General features: G+C 56.8%; 18 protein-coding genes. 8 read left to right on the forward strand and 10 right to left on the reverse strand.

All coding sequences use genetic code 11. From position 1 onward, the window contains the following. Nucleotides 1-22: 22 nt before the first annotated feature. The 9 genes from JOD55_RS09050 to JOD55_RS02725 form a co-directional block, all read right to left on the reverse strand. The gene (locus tag JOD55_RS09050; protein WP_239538944.1) at nt 23-334 is read right to left on the reverse strand and encodes a hypothetical protein; all 312 of its coding nucleotides are present in this window, start codon (nt 332-334) and stop codon (nt 23-25) included. 199 nt (nt 335-533) lie between these two features. Next, nucleotides 534-3,548, reverse strand: coding sequence for a type I restriction endonuclease subunit R (locus JOD55_RS02690; RefSeq protein WP_204398421.1), 3,015 nt, complete (start codon nt 3,546-3,548; stop codon nt 534-536). After that, nucleotides 3,545-3,928 (reverse strand): restriction endonuclease subunit S, encoded by a 384-nt coding sequence (locus JOD55_RS09395; protein WP_204398423.1) that lies wholly within the window; start codon nt 3,926-3,928, stop codon nt 3,545-3,547. The genes JOD55_RS02690 and JOD55_RS09395 overlap by 4 nt, the downstream gene beginning before the upstream one ends. A 32-nt stretch (nt 3,929-3,960) precedes the next feature. Beyond that, the gene (locus tag JOD55_RS02700) at nt 3,961-4,881 is read right to left on the reverse strand and encodes a restriction endonuclease subunit S domain-containing protein (RefSeq protein WP_204398425.1); all 921 of its coding nucleotides are present in this window, start codon (nt 4,879-4,881) and stop codon (nt 3,961-3,963) included. Continuing rightward, nucleotides 4,878-6,962 carry a type I restriction-modification system subunit M gene (locus tag JOD55_RS02705; RefSeq protein ID WP_204398427.1) on the reverse strand — a complete coding sequence of 695 codons (2,085 nt, stop codon included), beginning with the start codon at nt 6,960-6,962 and terminating at the stop codon, nt 4,878-4,880. The genes JOD55_RS02700 and JOD55_RS02705 overlap by 4 nt, the downstream gene beginning before the upstream one ends. Nucleotides 6,963-6,974: 12 nt before the next feature. Then, on the reverse strand, nt 6,975-7,217 hold the full coding sequence (locus JOD55_RS02710) for a helix-turn-helix domain-containing protein (protein ID WP_338022181.1): 243 nt from the start codon (nt 7,215-7,217) through the stop codon (nt 6,975-6,977). Next, complete coding sequence (locus JOD55_RS02715; protein WP_204398429.1) at nt 7,210-8,868, reverse strand: DUF2326 domain-containing protein; 1,659 nt, start codon at nt 8,866-8,868, stop codon at nt 7,210-7,212. Before JOD55_RS02715 ends, JOD55_RS02710 begins: the two co-directional genes overlap by 8 nt. Next, entirely contained in the window at nt 8,852-9,085 is a 234-nt protein-coding gene (locus JOD55_RS02720; RefSeq protein WP_204398431.1) for an ABC-three component system middle component 7, read from the reverse strand. The genes JOD55_RS02715 and JOD55_RS02720 overlap by 17 nt, the downstream gene beginning before the upstream one ends. Beyond that, the gene (locus JOD55_RS02725) at nt 9,072-10,313 is read right to left on the reverse strand and encodes an ABC-three component system protein (RefSeq protein ID WP_338022249.1); all 1,242 of its coding nucleotides are present in this window, start codon (nt 10,311-10,313) and stop codon (nt 9,072-9,074) included. Before JOD55_RS02725 ends, JOD55_RS02720 begins: the two co-directional genes overlap by 14 nt. A gap of 403 nt (nt 10,314-10,716) precedes the next feature. On the opposite strand from JOD55_RS02725, the gene JOD55_RS02730 reads away from it, so the two are divergent. From JOD55_RS02730 to JOD55_RS09415, 8 genes are all read left to right on the forward strand, one after another. Beyond that, nucleotides 10,717-11,343: an RNA polymerase sigma factor gene (locus tag JOD55_RS02730; RefSeq protein WP_204398435.1), complete on the forward strand. Its 627-nt coding sequence runs from the start codon at nt 10,717-10,719 to the stop codon at nt 11,341-11,343. A 63-nt stretch (nt 11,344-11,406) separates the two neighbouring features. Then, the gene (locus JOD55_RS02735) at nt 11,407-11,649 is read left to right on the forward strand and encodes a hypothetical protein (protein WP_204398437.1); all 243 of its coding nucleotides are present in this window, start codon (nt 11,407-11,409) and stop codon (nt 11,647-11,649) included. Beyond that, complete coding sequence (locus JOD55_RS02740) at nt 11,646-12,056, forward strand: hypothetical protein (protein ID WP_204398439.1); 411 nt, start codon at nt 11,646-11,648, stop codon at nt 12,054-12,056. The genes JOD55_RS02735 and JOD55_RS02740 overlap by 4 nt, the downstream gene beginning before the upstream one ends. After that, nucleotides 12,049-13,194 (forward strand): DUF2800 domain-containing protein, encoded by a 1,146-nt coding sequence (locus JOD55_RS02745; protein ID WP_476693084.1) that lies wholly within the window; start codon nt 12,049-12,051, stop codon nt 13,192-13,194. Before JOD55_RS02740 ends, JOD55_RS02745 begins: the two co-directional genes overlap by 8 nt. Nucleotides 13,195-13,212: 18 nt before the next feature. Further along, complete coding sequence (locus JOD55_RS02750) at nt 13,213-13,770, forward strand: DUF2815 family protein (RefSeq protein WP_204398441.1); 558 nt, start codon at nt 13,213-13,215, stop codon at nt 13,768-13,770. Between the two features lie 17 nt (nt 13,771-13,787). Then, nucleotides 13,788-13,997: a DUF1049 domain-containing protein gene (locus JOD55_RS02755; protein ID WP_204398442.1), complete on the forward strand. Its 210-nt coding sequence runs from the start codon at nt 13,788-13,790 to the stop codon at nt 13,995-13,997. 76 nt (nt 13,998-14,073) lie between these two features. Beyond that, entirely contained in the window at nt 14,074-14,973 is a 900-nt protein-coding gene (locus JOD55_RS09410) for a hypothetical protein (RefSeq protein ID WP_476693085.1), read from the forward strand. Further along, the gene (locus tag JOD55_RS09415) at nt 14,970-16,034 is read left to right on the forward strand and encodes a DNA polymerase (RefSeq protein ID WP_476693086.1); all 1,065 of its coding nucleotides are present in this window, start codon (nt 14,970-14,972) and stop codon (nt 16,032-16,034) included. The genes JOD55_RS09410 and JOD55_RS09415 overlap by 4 nt, the downstream gene beginning before the upstream one ends. On the opposite strand, the gene JOD55_RS02765 is transcribed toward JOD55_RS09415, so the two are convergent. After that, nucleotides 16,019-16,774 (reverse strand): uracil-DNA glycosylase family protein, encoded by a 756-nt coding sequence (locus JOD55_RS02765; protein WP_204398443.1) that lies wholly within the window; start codon nt 16,772-16,774, stop codon nt 16,019-16,021. The genes JOD55_RS09415 and JOD55_RS02765 overlap by 16 nt on opposite strands. Nucleotides 16,775-16,792 lie beyond the last annotated feature (18 nt).

Raw genomic sequence — 16,792 nt, forward strand, 5'->3', positions numbered from 1 at the left:
GGCGTTCGATGCGTTCGCTGTTTTATTTGAAGATTCCGGCAATATCGCTAGTCGAGGCTTGGTCTCCTTCGTGAACTTCTTCCTCGCGCATCTGGAATGTATCCGTGAGTGTGATACCAGGGAACTCTACGTATTCGTCCGCGAATCCCTGTTCCTTGCGGATCTCGTGGTACACCTGCTCGATATTAATGCTGGCAATGTAGTAGCTGAGAAGCACGATCTCGTTCGCAAAAATTTCGTCCAAGTACTTATGCTCAAGTTTCTCAGGCGGAATGATTCCGCTCTGAAGCAGGCGGGTCACGAATGTGCCCGTACCGAGGAAAGGCTCGCACAACCGGTCACGATGGATACAAGACCCCAGTGCGGAGCGGTGCCATCGGATAGCGTCGATACCGGCTATGAACTGGGAATTCGTGCCGGTGCCGTCGATTGGAGAATAGACTGCTGAACCGCTGAGTGCTCGGCAAATCGCTACCGCGGCTGACTACCCTAGAGGAGTGAACCAGTCGGGATTTCGCGCGCAGTAATGGTCTTTACTCTTCCTGAAACTTCGCTTTCAAGGCGTCGAAGATGTCGTCGGAGAAAGCCTGGATGAGCTCCTTTCGGGCTTCTTCCTGGTTGAGTAGGAACTTGTGCCACTCGGTGTTCTGGGAGTATCCAGCGATGAGGGCACCTTGGGTTTGTTCCTCAACAGTGTGCCGGAAGCTGTTCTTGCTGTTGACTCTCGCGCTCTGCTGCACCTTCGGGTCTTTCGCCAAGGTTGCTTGGAGTGCGACCAGGGAGCCAGCGGCGATATCGGTATCGAAGGCAGTGCCGTAGCGGGCGTTCCATTCTTGGATGATTCTTGACAACTTCTCTAGCTGTGTCTCGGTGAGCCCACTACCGGTGCCTTTTGCGATCTTGACCTCGGGCTCTGCCACGAGTGCCTCGTTCTTGTGCTTACCGCTCTTCTTTACTGCGAAGTCCTCGATGGTGACTTTGTCGCTGAGGTCGAAGTCGAGGCCTCCGCCGTGCCCAGCATCGATGGCTCGAATGAGGCTGGTACAGAAGTTGTAGTCCATGTGCATGGCCTTGTCTTCAAAGGGCATCACCTGGAGCAGGAAGGTGTATTGCTTGATGAAGTTGCGAACCACGCGCCGTGCCTCGTCAGCTTCTTCCTCTTCCATGTCTCCCACTATGCGGGCCGCCGCGTCGATCAACGACCACATCCGTTGCTTGTCTCGGTGCGTTAATAGCTCTTTAGCGAGCAGCTCGTTGTATTCCTCGGCATCATCGATGTCGAGAATCTGCAGTTCCATCAGCCGCCGATGAGTTTCCCGCACGTCGCTGATCGTCAACGGATCAGTGAGCGTCGTCGTTTCATAGTAGGGAGCAAACGCGCTCTGAATGTCCTCGAAGTCGTTCGTAAAGTCCAGGATGAAGGTGCGCTTATCGTAGACGATGCGATTGAGCCGGGAGAGCGTTTGAACCGCTGTGACACCCCGCAGTGTCTTGTCAACGTACATCGCACACAGCTTGGGTTGATCAAATCCGGTCTGATACTTATCCGCAACGATAAGCAGTCGGTAGTTACCGGTGTCGAATTCTTCGGCAGTGAGATCGTCGCTGAAGCCGTTTAGCCCTGCCTCGCTCCACGTTTTCCCATCGACGTCCACTTCGCCGGTGAAAGCCACCAGCGCTTGATGCTTGCCGAGACGGGGCATGTCAGCGGCTCTCATCTTCTGGTAGGCAAGGAAGTACCTCGCCGCCTGCTCACGTCCGGCAGTGACGATCATTGCTTTAGCTTGACCGCGAAGTGTTGGGGTGACGACGGAGGTGAAGTGTTCGATCATCAGCTGCAGCTTGTTGGTGATGTTCTCCTCCGAAGTGGAGATCATGTGTGCGAGCTTGCGCTTGGCTGCTTTGCTTTCCAGCTCCGGATCATCGTCGACGGCTTTCACGATCTTGCAAAACGCGTCGTACGTGGTGTAGTTCGCTGTGACGTCAAGGATGAATCCTTCATCAATAGCTTGGCGCATGCAATACAGGTCGAAGGCTTCGTAGTTGCCCTCTTCGTTAAGCCTGCCAAACTGCTGTAGTGTCCGACCGGTGGGAGTTGCTGTGAAACCAACCATGGAAATGTTAGCCTGCCGAGACGACGAACGCATCCCTTGCGCCACAAACTGAGCTAGTTCATCAAGAGAAGAGTCTGGCTCGTCCCCACTGGCTAGAGCAGCGTTGATGGAGGCCATGTTCTTGCCGCTGGTCGATCCGTGCGCCTCGTCGATAATCACCACGAAGCGCTTGCCGGAACCAGCCAGCTCACCAGCGGACAGGTAGAGGAACTTTTGCAATGTGGTCGCAACGATCCGGTAGCTGCTCTTGCGCCTCGTCGGATCAAGCCCGAGTGCCTTCCCGAGATCAGCCGAGGTCTTGTTCTTGTCCATGACACGGATGACGCCGGAGTCTTTAGCCATATCAACGACCGCGTCTTGGAGTTGCTTGTCCACGACTTTTCGATCGGTGGCGATAATGACCTTGTCATATAGCAGCTCATCGGTTCCCGGCTTGTACAGGCCCGCGAGCTTGTGGGCCAGCCACGAGATAGTCTTTGTTTTGCCTGATCCCGCCGAATGTTCAACCAAATAGTTGAGAAGGAGTGGGCTTCGAAGCATGTCGGCCGAGACTGCTCGGACCGCGCGCAGCTGCTGGTAGCGCGGAAAAATGGGGCGCTCGCCGACTTTTCGTCCGTGCTTGTCACGTTTCGTCTCAATATAGATGAAGTCGTACAGCAGGTCGAAGATGGTTGCTTTCGTCCAGATCTGCTCCCACATGTAAGACGTGTTGACGCCCTGCGGATTGTGCGGGTTGCCGCCGGTCACGTTATGCGGGTCTTCGCCAGCAGGCTGGCCCTGGTTGAACGGGAGGAAGAACGACTCGCGGCCTTTGAGTTCTGCGCACACGTAGACCTCGTTCGTGTCCATTGCAAAATGCGCAAGTGCCCCGATTGTCGGAGAGAGCAGCCGAGTCGTGGCGTCGCGCTCTGTTTGGTACTGGGCGATAGCGTTCCGATAGTCGCCCGAGGCTGAGGTGTTGCACTTGAGCTCGACGGTGAATAACGCTAGGCCGTTCAAGAAGATCACAAGGTCGATGCGCTCACCGTCCTTGTGGTAGACCTCTTCCATGATCGACAGTTGGTTCGCATCGAATAGCTCTCGGGACTTCGCGTCAAACCCGGCTGACGGGCGTGGGTACACCAGGTCAAGCTGGATGCCGCCATCGAAGTCCACGCCGTTCCAGATCGAACGGATTAGCCCATCGGCAGCGATCTTGTGCATGATCGTGTTGCGAATGGTGGCATCGGCCCCACCATTATAGGCAGCCCGCAACAGGTCTAGCTTTTCTCTCTGCGTGCGCTCGAGGAACGCAAAGAGCAGTTCCTCATCGAGTGCCCACACCGGATCAAACACGTCACGGGAACGCTCCACATAACCAGCGTTTTCCACCAATTCATCGATAATCAAGCGTTGAAACGCCTTTTCATTTATTGGATTGCCCACGACCATCATGCCACCTCATTCACTCGTCGTTTGCCCGTCACATACTCAAAAATCAAGGATTTTCTTTGTTTCGCGAGAATGTCCATTTGGTTTTGTTTCAATTTCGCTGCGCGATCAAGCGAAGAACATTTCGTGCGCAAGTATCGAATAATCTCACCTTGTTCGCTTATTGGCGGGATGGGTATGACTTGATTCTTTAAAACAATTTGACTGATATTGGGCTGGGTTCCACCTTGAGCCTTGCTTATCAAATCTGATCTCGCTGAGCTTATCGCATAGAATGAATACTCGTTTCTCATGCGGTGATTGCCGCGAATATAGCAGCAAGCTTGATTCAAGCAGGCGTCAATTTCAGATAGGGACGTATTTCCGACAGATGCACCGTACATCGCTACGACCACGAACGGTGCTCGATAAACTGTTAGTGCGGACAATTCGCGAATCGCTTTAGCTGTGACGTTTTTTCGGTCCTAGTGATCCTCGGTTTTCTATAGAGGTCACCGGACTGAATCCACGGGATCTCCCCGTCATCGTAGTAAGAGTAACCGCCCGAGTCAGGAGTTGTGCCGCTTCCAAAGCTCGCAATGAACTTGAGCTTTTTCGCCTCCCAGTGTTCTGGGATGTCGCCGATCCACTCCACGCCGCTGGGCTTCATAAGCACCGTGCGGTCTAGCCCCTTTGTCACTGCCTCATGGATCATCGACTTCTTGAGTTGCTCGAGCGTGTCCAATTCTCGCTGTAAGAAGTCAATCGCCTGGTCGATCTTTGTCCGCTCTTCATTAAGGCGTTTGACGATAGCGTGCTGTTCGTCGAGGGTGGGGAGTGCTATAACATTAGAAGCTAGTAGCTCGGTGGTGTTCAAATTCTGAATACCAGTTGTTTGATTATAGAAAGGTATAAAGGATCCAGATTGGTATCCGGCCGTCCACCAATATGCAAAAAAATCAGGAATGCATCGATCGCGACGAACGATTATTCGCTCTAGGAAATTGGAAAAAGTCGCTTCTAAGGGCTCGGTAACCAGAATAGCTCTTCCTACGGGGGTCTTATCGCCGCCTCCTGATTTTTCAACTAATAGATCTCCGGGATGAACCTTGATACGTTCGAAATCGAAATCATTGTATAATCTGCGGGTGAAGCTGTCTTGTGGCTTGAACCGAAGACGGTCGTAATCAAAATCAGCAGCTCGCAGACAGAATATGCCCTCGTCTTCATTTAGTGGCGTTTGACCCCAATTGCCATTGTGGCGGGATTCTACACAATACCGTGCAGGCAGAACTTGCCATGCGGCTGGGACTTCCTGCATCCAGGGAGAATCCGTTGTTTTCATTTCAGAGTTCATCGCAGAGCTCCGAGGACGTCAGCAAGTTGTTCTTCAAGTTCGAAAAATCGATCCATGAGTATTTCTGAGGATTCGGGCTGCTGGTATTTGTAGAAGTATCGCTTGAAAGGGATTTCTGCCCCGATTTTTATTGCTTTATCGGTTTCTTCGTCAACCCATACCGCGTCTGGTATGTAGGGCAGGACTTCTCGTTCCATATAGTCTTCGATGTTTTCGGTCAAGGTAACGATTTCGGTGTCTTTGGTGGCCGGATCAAGTACGACGTTGCGCTTGCGGTCGTATTGGACGGGTGCGTTCTTGTCGATTTCGGAGAGCCGGTCTGCGACCTTTTCCAGTACCGCTTTCGTCTGGGCGGCGGTCTGCTTGACGCGATGATCGGGCAAGTCTGTGAGAACTACGCGGAGGTGTTTGATAAATTCCTTGGAATCTTGCCAGACCTGATCGCTGATGTTCTCTCGCAATATGGCAAGCATTTGTTCAAACACAGGCTCAGCCATTTCGAGGGCGGCCAGGGTCTTGTTTTGTTTCGCATCCCGGTCTGCAGGGTCGATCAAGCGTAGTTCTTCGAGTTTGGCGGGGTTGTGCATGGTGTCATAGAACTTGCCTTCAGCAAGCCTTGCGATGCGTTCCTCAGTGATGCAGTAGTTGCGTTGTAGCGGCTGGTAGACGGCGTACTCGTGGTAGATGAATTCGTCTGCCTCCACAATCTTGCAGTTCTCGGTCTCTACGAAGTTCGTGTAGATCGAGACGATGTCCTTAATCTGTTCGTCGGAGATGTATCGCCGTTTCTTACCTAGCGAGCGTCGCATCGGGGTCCACATTTCGGTGGCGTCGATGAGTTGTACTTTGCCTCGCCGGTCGGGCCGCTTGTTGTTCGACAGCACCCACACGTAGATCGAGATGTCAGTGTTGTAGAACAGTGAGCCGGGTAGGCCGATGATGGCCTCAATGAGATCGCTTTCGAGTAGCCATCTGCGTACTTGTGACTCACCTGATGCGGTTCCGCCGGAGAACAGCGGGCTGCCGTTGGAGATGACGCAGGCCCTGCCCGCGTCTTTTTCCATTTTGTACACGATGTGCTGCATGAACAGCAGCTGCATATCGCCCGAGGTGGGGAGCCCAGCGGGGAACCTGCTCAGCGAGGTGGGTTTGGCGTGCTCGGCTTTCACTGCTTTCTCCACACCGGTAGCGGCATCTTTACCGCCCCACGGTTGCCCAAAGGGTGGGTTCACGAACTGCAACCGCATGTACTCGCCAGGGAAGCAATCCTCTTTCATGGTGTCAGCGAGCCGGATACTGTTCGCTCCCTGGTTCTTGATCAGCATGTCAGCTAGGCAGATGGCGTGAGATTCCGGGTTGACCTCTTGCCCGTACAGGTACACCGAGGCTTGAGGAGCCATGTCGGCGAGTTCTTCCTTAGCCACAGAAAGCATGCCACCTGTCCCACACGCCACGTCAGCGACGTTGATGTTTTTGCCTGGTTCGAACAGATCTTGACTGCCTTCCGCTAGCCCGAGACGGACGAGGAGACGGACGACTTCGCGTGGCGTGTAGTGGTCACCGGCTTCCGCATTTTCAGAAAACCGGCGGATGAGCTCTTCGAACATGTAGCCCATGGCCACGTTATTGATACGTTCTGGGGCAAGGTCAAGCTCAGCGAATTTCCTGACGACACCGGTCAGGCGCGAGCCTTTGTGCATTTTGTCGATTTGGCTGAAGAAGTCGAGTCCTTCGTCCTTGTCGAGGATCATACGAATATTTGGCGAGAACGCCTCCAGATAAGTTTTCAAGTTACGGTGAAGATGCGCAGGTTCTGCGAGCAGCTTCTCGAGCGTGTAGCGGCTTGTGTTGTAGAACGGGTAGCCACTGACCTGCTTCAAGATCGCATCAGGAGTGGTGTCATCTTGCTCGAAAACCACGCACACCGCATCCTTGGTCTCTTCCAGAGCACACTCGAGCCTTCTGATGATTGTCATCGGAATGATGACGTCCTTGTACTTATCCGCCTGGTATGTGCCACGAAGGGAATTCGCGATGCTGAAAACGTGGTCGACTTGCTTCTTAACATCAATCTGAGACATGGGTGGGTTCCTTTAAGCTTCTTCTACGGGGATGACTTCGACGATGTCGCCGATCTGGCAACCCAGGACCTGGCAGATCCGCAGGAGCACATCGGTGGTGACGTTGTCGCCGTTGTTGAGCCTGGCCATCGTGGTGGATGAAAGATTGGCTTCCTCACGCAGGTCCTGCTTGAGCTTGTCTTTATCCACGAGCAGCTTCCACAGGGGCTTGTAGGAGGCTTTGACCTGGAGGTCGAATTCGATTCTCTTACTCACCGCTATTTCGCGTCCTCTTCTTTTTGCTCCATGACCGGCCAAAGAGTTCCCTTCCAGGCTCAAGGTGGATGAATGCTGTTTCAGTCAAGATCTGTTGGGTTTCCTTCGAGTAGCGGCTGATTTTGTCGATCGCGAGGAAGACCTGCTTTTCCTGGCGCGCATAGACCTGTGCGATGCCGTCGAAGGCTTGGTCTTCGATGGGCTGGACGAGCATCGAGTCGTGTGCGACTGCTGGCAGGAGCGTTGTTTCCAGCATTGCCAGATCGAAGGAGATCAGTCCGCGTTGGGTAGAGCCCGTTCCTGAGTCGTTCTCAATCTCGTAGGAGTATTTGTCGACCGATGGAATCTGGATGCTTGGTGGGGTTCGTTCCTCACGGGTGATTTCCCCATCTATACGCTGCATCGCGCCGTTGAGCTTGTGTTCGATGTCCTTCAGGATCGATGCGGATGCTTCGTCGAGTGCCTCGGAAGCTTGCTTCTTGGCAGCCGCGAGTCGCTGCTCGTCATGGAAAGCCTTGTTGGCGTTGCGCAGTGATCGGATCTGGCGATCGAGTTCGCTGTAGGCACGGATATCGGCCTGCGTTGCCGTGGGCGCGACGGAAAGTTCCTCGAGCCGGGAGTTGAGTTGTCCAAGACGCTGCTGAATTCGCCCACGTTCTTCTTCCAACTGCTTAGTTTCTGCTTTGAACTCGGCGTCCAGAACCTGACGGATACTGCGGTGGAAGTGTTCGATGCTCTCGATGTGTTCGATATTTGCCTCTGGGAAGAAATCGCGCAAGGAATCGAATTTCTTAGTCAGGCTGACGTCGGTTGAGATGCCCTTTGCCTGTCGCATGGCATTGATTTGTCGACCGAGCTGGTTGAAGCGCCGCAGCAAGGGCTCGCGTTCTACCTGCACCTCGTTGATGGCTGCCTGTTGAGCTGAGGTGTAGTCCTTAGCAGTCAATCCTGCGCGGAGTCCTGCTTGGTCGCGTTCGGTCTCGAGATCTTCGATTCGCTGAGTGTTGTTTTTGACCTCGGTGATGCTCCTTGCTCGGGGGAAGTCGTAGTACCGCCCGGCTGCATTGAACAGATCCAGCTCTCGAACAGCCTCATCCTTGGCAGCCATGAAGCCTTGAAGCTTGGTGTACTCATCAACCAGCATCAGGAGACGCTTGACGCCGTCAGCTTGGGTATCTCGGGGGTGCGCAAGAAGTGGGTGGTCGACATCGGAGTTTTTCCGTTGCCAGATGCGGAAGAAGTTACTGACTGCTTGGCGGAGCGTGATGCCAGCATCTTGAAGTCCATACTGGGTGCCGACAAAGCCCTTGAAGTCCTCGAGTGTCATGGTGCGCAGTGCTCGGTATTCCTTGTCGCACAAGGTAACCGTGTTGGGGGTGTCAGTAGCTCGCCGGAAGTAGTGGGCCTCACCTCCGAGGAGGAACGCGAAGCGGATCTCGTGGTGACCGATGTTCTTGACGACATCCTTGGCTTTGTCGATGTAGTCAGAGCCGCCAAAGCAAAAATCGAGGGCCAGCAGCGTGGTGGACTTACCGATGGAGTTCTCGGTGTTTTCCGTACCGAGCACCGTGTTAAGCCCCTCGCTCAAGCGCAATGGGCCTGGGCGTTGTTCATCGTGATAGAACGCGTCACTGTCAAACTCGACCAACATAGTGGAGCACCTCCTCCGGATAGAGCAGCTCGATCTGGCCGAGTGCGAATAAACAGTCCAACGTGTCGACGAACTCGTCCACGTCGGCAAACTTCGATCTGACCTTCTTGTATAAAGTGGCGGGGCTGAGATCTCGATCGGACAGATGTTTCAGGATCGGCGGTAACTGGCTCAGCGTGGACTGCGAGTAGGGGGTGACTTTGCTAGGCAATCGCATCGAACACCTCACAGTTTTGAACGAAGAAGCACGTCACTATGACCGACGCGCTGAGGTTCACCGAGTCGGAGTTGGTGTGGATCCAATCAGCAACTTGATCGAACATCGCCTGCTGGTCATCGGTGTGCTGGGACGCCTGGTCGTAAAAGTCGGCGACTTGCCCGGCGATCGCGTCGAATCTGCTGCGACCTCTGGCGCCTTCGAGAGCGCGGAACTCTTGCTCGATGATGCGGTACCACTGCAAGACATGGATCTTGATCCGCTCGGCGAGCTCAAAGTACTCGGGCCTGACCTTTTCAGCGACTCGCACCGCGTCCAACGTCAGCTCCGGGATGACTCCGGTGACGATGCGTTCCCCAAGAGTTTCGATGACAGAGGTGATCGCTGGGTGGAGTTGCGAATCGAGCGCAGTGTCCTGAAGGGCCGTTGCAGCGATCCTACGATTTCGAATGCTTCGGAGCTTGTTTACGACATCAGACACTTCAAGCAACGTGTCATTGGTGGACACAAGTTTGGCACACTTGACACACACCGCTTCCCGGTCGATCTCAGCAGTGTAGTCGTCAATGGTGAAAGAGACAATCTCGAAGAATGGTCGCCGTTCGCCTTTAATGGTCTTCACAAGTCGTTCTTTGCGGCATAGCGGACACAAGTCTCCATTGCGGGCTGCAAGCACGACATCCGTAGCGGTCAAGGAGCCGTTATCAGTTCGCTTCTTGTTGGGCCTTGAGATAGCCGATAGAAACGTATCAGCGTAGAACGACACGTCATCGTTGTCTGCGGCGTAGAGCAGGTCTTCGGCGGCGTCGACACTGATGTCGGGATCGTCTTTGATCAGTTCGATCAGCTCAGTTTTGAAGTCAACTTCGCGCATGGGAGCAATATCTTGGGTGATCTTTCCGAACGCTTCACGTGCAGCCCCACGCAATCCAGGTTGGTTCAAAATAGGCCCGAATCCGGTGTGCAACTCGATTTTCTGGCTGAGTAGGCCGTTAACCGTTTTCGGGCTGCGCCAAACGTCCCAGCCGTCTTTGTCCGCAACGGGAGCGAAGTCCTGAATCCAGCGTAAGAGCACCTCCACGACGTAGGCATCGGTTGAGGTCATCTTTGGTCGCGCTGTCGACGGCTTCTTGGCTCCCTGCCTGGTCGGAGTGGTGTAACTCGCTGCTGGCTGGATGAGCACCTTTTGCAGTGCGCGCGCGAAGGTCGCGAAGCACAGCTGGCTCATCAAAAACCTCCCTTGGGAAAAGAGGACCAAAACAGCACCAAAACCGGGGCAAGGACTTTTTCTCGCCCGATTTTTAGTCTCGAAGTACTTCCGGAGGCGTCCGCTGAGTACCTAAAGATAGTGATCTTAAGTCTACCGCTGATGTCCTTCGAAGGAGTCTAGGACACTCTGTGAGTGAACTAGACGGCTGCGGGACCTGAGTGGCCACGACGGTTCCGTGACCTACAAGTGCCGCGTGCTGATCACACAAGGCCGTCGACCACCAGGGAGACGCGTAAGAGAAGCAAGTGGCAGGTACCCGACATTCGGGTGCTTGCCTTCTCGTTTCTCTGCCCATCTCTTCTGAACCGTCGACACCGAGCTTGCTTACTTAAGCGGGTCTCCCTCCTCAGGAGGGATTCCCTTGACAACACAACCAAATAGAAACATCAGCGAGCCGTACTGCGTGCGGACCAAGAAGGTCGGCGACAAGGTCTACACCCAGATCTATGTGCCTTCGACCATCTCGAAGGACGGCGCTCAGAACTATGCGTGGATCGAACTCGTCGACCCGCCGACCGGAGATGACGACCTCGGGCTGAACGCCGAGGATATGCTTGCCTTGCTCTACGACCCGACATATGTGCCGGAGTGGAAAATCGCATATCTGCGAAACGCCTACCACAGTTTTCGTGCCGCTGAGAACGCTCGAAACCGTGGCGACCTCTCCTATAGCGACTGGGAAGTCGAGGTCCATGACGGACCGCAATACGTGAACGTCTCGGTTCACGAAGACCAGATCGACAGTGAGCTGGTTGTCGATTGGCTGCTTTCCCAGGTCAGCGACGTGCAGGCCGAGCAGATCCGTCTGCATGTGTTCGAGCGGCTCTCGTTCGTCGAGATCGCTCGTAAGGAGCTGCCTAGTGCTGATGATGCCGAGATCGCGCGGCGCGCGAACAGCATTGGGCGTTCGGTTAAGCGGGCCTTGAAAAAGCTTCGGGAATTCATCGAGCAGGAGTGTCCGGATCTGTGTCCTGTCACGGGCATATGAGTGCCCGGCCCACACGAAGGCCAGCACAAACCGACGCTCATCTGATTCATAAAGGAGGAAACGATGGCCAAACATCGTCTCAAGGTCACGTTAACTGACCATCCCGAACCTGACGCTGCGGTCTCTACCCGCAAGGTCAGCATCCGAAGCAAGATCGCCCGCAAGCTGCTCGGCAACCCCCGGCAGCTCACCGTTCTCGTGCCGGGCAACCAGGTCCGATCAGTAGAAATCATCCGCCCAGACGACGATCTCATGGCCTTGGCCCGTGCCGTCGGCGTTACCCGGAGCGGTGGTGATGCCGCGTGAACGTCACCGAAGCGAACCGCTACATCAGCGCGCTGAACCGGATCGCAGAAGGGGTCATGATGTTGGCATCTGCGATCGAAGAGGCCGCGTGGGAATCGTTCGAGGACCACCCGGGCATGTCGGGGGCTCGCCCGATCACCGCAGCCCAGCTCGCCCAGCCAGCGCTGGAAGCTGCAGCCGAAGAGTACGAAGCGACCCACCAGCCGCCCGCCCCGGCACCTGCTCCGGAGGTTGTGCCGGTGTCGTTGGAGCAGATCCGCACGGTGTTGGCGCGCCTGTCGCAGGCAGGTCACACCGCGCAGGTGCGTGAGCTGATCCAGGCCGCTGGTGCGAACAAGCTCTCCGAGGTTGACCCCTCCAAGTTCGGGCAGCTGTTGGAGCAGGCGGAGGCTATCACCGATGCCTGACCAGCACGCACTTTTGAGCGCGTCCGGTGCTCACCGGTGGCTTTCCTGCCCGCCGTCGGCGACGCTGGAGGCCAGGTTACCCGAGTCCTCCTCGTCCGCTGCCGAGCAAGGAACCGCTGCTCATTCCTTGGCGGAATGGAAACTGCGCCGCGCCCTGCATGATTCCCCGACTACGAAGCCGGTCTCGGGCTGGATCGATGCCGAAATGGATGCGCTCACGGACGACTATGCGGCCTTCGTTCAGGAGCGGCTGCGCGATGTGCACCAGGAGTGTGCTGATCCGCAGGTGCTCATCGAGCAGCGCCTGGACTTCTCCCACGTGGTGCCGGGTGGCTTCGGCACCGGCAACTGCGTGATCATCGCTGAGCTCAGGCTTCAGATCATCGATTTGAAGTACGGCCAGGGTGTCATGGTCGAAGCCGAGCACAATCCGCAGCTCATGCTGTATGCGCTCGGAGCGTTGAACGCGTTCGGGTCGCTGTACGACATAAGCGAAGTGGCGGTGACGATCTTCCAGCCCAGGCGCTCGAACGTCTCGACGTGGACGATCCCGGTGGCCAAGCTGGAGGCGTGGACAGAACAGGTGGTGAAGCCTCGTGCCGCGTTAGCAGCTCGTGGGGATGGCGAGTTCGCACCCGGTGAGTGGTGCCGGTTCTGCAAACTCGTACCCACCTGCCGCACGCGCGCTGAGACGAACCTAGTGCTTGCCCAGCATGAGTTAGCGCCACCTGCCGAGCTCACCGATGCCGAGATCGCACAGGTGCTGGCCCAGCTGCCGGACCTGAAAGCGTGGGCTGCCGATGTGGAAGCACACGCGCTGTCGCTGGCGGTGAACCAGGGCAAGACCTGGCCCAGGTTCAAGCTCGTCGAAGGCCGCTCGGTCCGCAATACTCCGACGAGTCCGCTGTCGTCCAGGCGGCTGAGGCAGCCGGTGTCGACGTGTGGGATCGCAAGCTCAAGACCATCACCGCGCTGGAGAAGCAGCTGGGTAAGAAACGGTTCGCCGAACTGCTCGGGGATCTGGTGGCCAAACCTGCCGGTAAGCCCACCCTCGTTCCTGAATCAGACAAACGGCCAGCACTGGAAATCCAGTAAGCGGCAGGCGAATTCACTCCAATTTCAACGAAGTAACCAATAGAAAGAAGGTAAGACAAGCATGTCTAGCATCAACAATCCGACCCGTGTGGTCACCGGCGAGGTCCGCCTGTCGTATGCCAACATTTTCGAGGCGAAGTCCATCCAGGGCGGCAAACCCAAATACTCGGTCTCCTTGATTATCCCGAAGTCCGACACCGAGATCCTGGCCACGATCGAACGCGCCATCGACGCAGCGATCGACGCTGGTATTGGGAAGTTTGGTGGCAAGCGCCCGAACAAGGCTGCGCTCAAGCTGCCGCTGCGTGACGGCGATATTGATCGTGACGATGCGGCGTATGCGAACGCGATGTTCGTCAACGCCAACTCCACCACGCCACCCCAGGTCGTCGGTACTGATCTGCAGCCGATTCTCGACACCACCGAGGTGTATTCGGGCTGCTACGCCCGAGTGAGCGTGTCGTTTTATGCGTTCAACACGAACGGGAACAAGGGGATCGCCTGTGGGCTGGGCAACATCCAAAAGCTCCGCGACGGCGAACCGCTTGGCGGTAACCGCATCAGCGCTGAGGACGACTTCGGAGCCTTCACCGCCACCACAGACGGCTTCCTCAACTAACAGAAAGGAAAACCATCATGAACGAGTGTTATGCGGCAGCACTGTCGGCAAACACCACCACGCTCGTGTCACTGTTCGTGGGCACTGTCCTCGGACTCATTGTCATGAAGGTCACCTCTGTGATTGCCGAACGGCGGGCGATCCGCAGGGATCGCAAGCGCATCGACAAGCTCATGGCTGACGCCGAAGTGCAGCGCGAGCAGTACCGCACGCGCACCAACCCGTAATCATCAACCCTTGGCCGGGAGAGCATCCACCACGGTGGGTGTTTTCCCGGTCCTTACCTCTCGTGGAGCCGACACTGTGCATGAGCTTTTCGTCGATCTTGAAACATTTTCGCCCGTCAATCTCAGCAAATCTGGAGTCTACCCCTACGCCGAACATCCAGACTTCGACGTTCTGCTGTTTGGCTACTCGATCGAAGGCAACCCGGTTCGGGTGGTTGACCTGGCTTCAGGCGAGTCGCTGCCGGGCGAGGTTATGGAGGATCTGGTGGATCCGGGCGTGACAAAGTGGGCGTTCGACGCGGCCTTTGAGCGCGTCTGTCTCTCAGCCTGGCTCCACCGTCACCACCCAGAATTGATGTCGGCCCGTCGGTTTCTTGACCCTGCCCAGTGGCGTTGCACCATGGTGTGGTCGGCTTACTTGGGGCTGCCGATGAGCCTCGAACAAGTCGCGACCGTGCTGAACCTTCCCGTGCAGAAGAACTCCAGCGGTAAGAAGCTCATCACCCAATTCTGCACCCCAGCCAAACCCACCGTCCTCAACCACGGGACGACACGGAACCCGCCATCATCGGATCCTGCCGGGTGGGAAGCATTCACCGCCTATAACCGCCGCGACGTCGAAGTGGAGCTCGCGATCCATGACCGGCTAGCCGCATTCCCGGTCCCAGTGTCCGAGTGGGACACCTACGCCCTCGACCAGAACATCAACGACACCGGCATCCGGCTCGGCCGGGTGCTCGTGGATCACGCGGTGGCATGCGACCGGCAGCACCGCGCTGCCACGCTGGCACGGGCTCAAGAACTCACGGGACTAGAGAACCCGAACTCGCCGATCCAGCTGAAAGAGTGGCTCTCCGCTCACGGCACGCCCCTGCAGTCACTCACAAAAGCCGAGGTCGCCGCCGCGCTCGACACCACCACAGGTGAGGGCGCGAGGTCCTCCAGCTGCGCTGTGAGCTCGCGAAGTCGTCGGTGAAGAAGTACGAGGCGATGCAGCATGTGGCAGGTCGTGATGGGCGCGGGCGCGGGTTCCTCCAGTTCTGCAGGGCAGGGCGCACCGGGCGTTTCGCTGGCCGCCTCGTCCAAGTCCAGAACTTGACCCGCAACTACCTACCAGACCTCCGTGAAGCCAGAGACCTCGTGTGGACCGGAAACTTCGAGGCCCTCGATCTGCTCTACGACTCCGTACCCGACACGCTCAGCCAACTCATCCGTACCGCTTTCATTCCCGCCGATGGGCACCGGTTCGTGGTGGCCGATTTCTCCGCGATCGAGGCGCGGGTCATCGCCTGGCTTGCAGGCGAGACCACAACGCTTGAGGCCTTCCGAGACGGGAAGGGATTGTACTGCGAGACCGCAAGCCGCATGTTCGGCGTCCCCGTCGACAAGCACGGAGCCAACGCCGAGCTGCGCCAGAAAGGCAAGATCGCGGTGCTCGCCTGTGGCTATCAAGGCGGCGTCGGTGCCCTGAAAGCTATGGGAGCACTCCGCATGGGACTGGTTGAGTCTGAACTCCAACCGCTGGTCGATACGTGGCGTGCGGCGAACCCGAATGTCGTCCAGCTGTGGGCTGACATCAACGCCGCTGCCATCGAAACGATCTCAACCCGCCAGCCGACCCGTGTCGGTCCTCTGACTTTCTCCGTAGAGTCCGGGATCATGTTCATCGCCCTTCCCTCCGGGCGTCGCCTGGCTTATGTCAAACCCAAGCTGGGTGAGAACAGGTTCGGTGGCACCAGCATCACCCACGAGGGCATCACGACGGGACGCAAGTGGGGCCAGTTGGAAACCTACGGTGGGAAACTCACCGAGAACATCGTCCAAGCCGTCGCCCGAGATCTGCTCACGTTCGGCATGCACCAGGTCGCTGAGGCTGCGCATCGCATCGTCCTGCATGTCCATGACGAGATCGTCGTGGAAACCACGACGGCCACTGTGGATGAGATCTGTGAGCTGATGGCTACCGCGCCCGACTGGGCTGAGGGGCTGCCGCTCGATACTGACGGCTACGAGTGCGCCTTTTACATGAAGGACTGAGCGTTAGCTGTCACGATCTTGATCAACTGCGCTGTCCGCTCGGGATCAGGCCTGGAAGCAGAGGCATGGTTGATCTTCGCGATCCGTGGCACTTCTGAGCCGAACACGCTCGCCACCGCATCCATGAGGGGGCGACTACCGGGCTTCTCCCCAGTTAACCAGTCGTAGGCGTGACCACCGAGAGCAACAAGCAGCGGAGGCGTCCCGTTATTGCCTCGCGTGCAGATCTCGAGCTCGACCCTCAGCAGGGCCGCGCAGCGCGCCACATGGTCGTGCATGGGCTTGTCTGCTTTGATCTGCTTTTGGAGCGCGGCGCCGTCACGGGTGCGGACGAGTTTGAACACGTCCGTCATATACGGAGCCGGAGCCAACGAACCCGTCTCGTGCGGGATGGCCTCGAGCGCAGGCGGCAGGGACTTCGACAACCGGAGGTCGCCAGCGTGGCCTTTGGTGTGAAAGTTCCGCCAATCCTCAATATCGCTGGCTGCTTCGCTACCGCCCCAGTTCACCCCGAACAAGACAACAGCTGTCGTGAGCGGTGCAAGCTCACAGAACTCCGCCTCGGTGTTTGCCGTAATCGGCGTGAGGTCATTGCGGGTGGCGCCCCAGCGAGCCCATGAGACTGCCTGTCCCAGGCGGAATGTCCGCCCCGCAATGTCGGCGTCGGGAATCGAGGAGTCGCTGATATCAAGGCTCCGTAGCTCCTTGTAGATATCCCAGGTCACAGTCGTTGCTGGCATGCTTCACCTCCCATGTTG

It is taken from the genome of Arcanobacterium pluranimalium (genome assembly GCF_016907845.1).
Lineage (GTDB): Bacteria > Actinomycetota > Actinomycetes > Actinomycetales > Actinomycetaceae > Arcanobacterium_A > Arcanobacterium_A pluranimalium.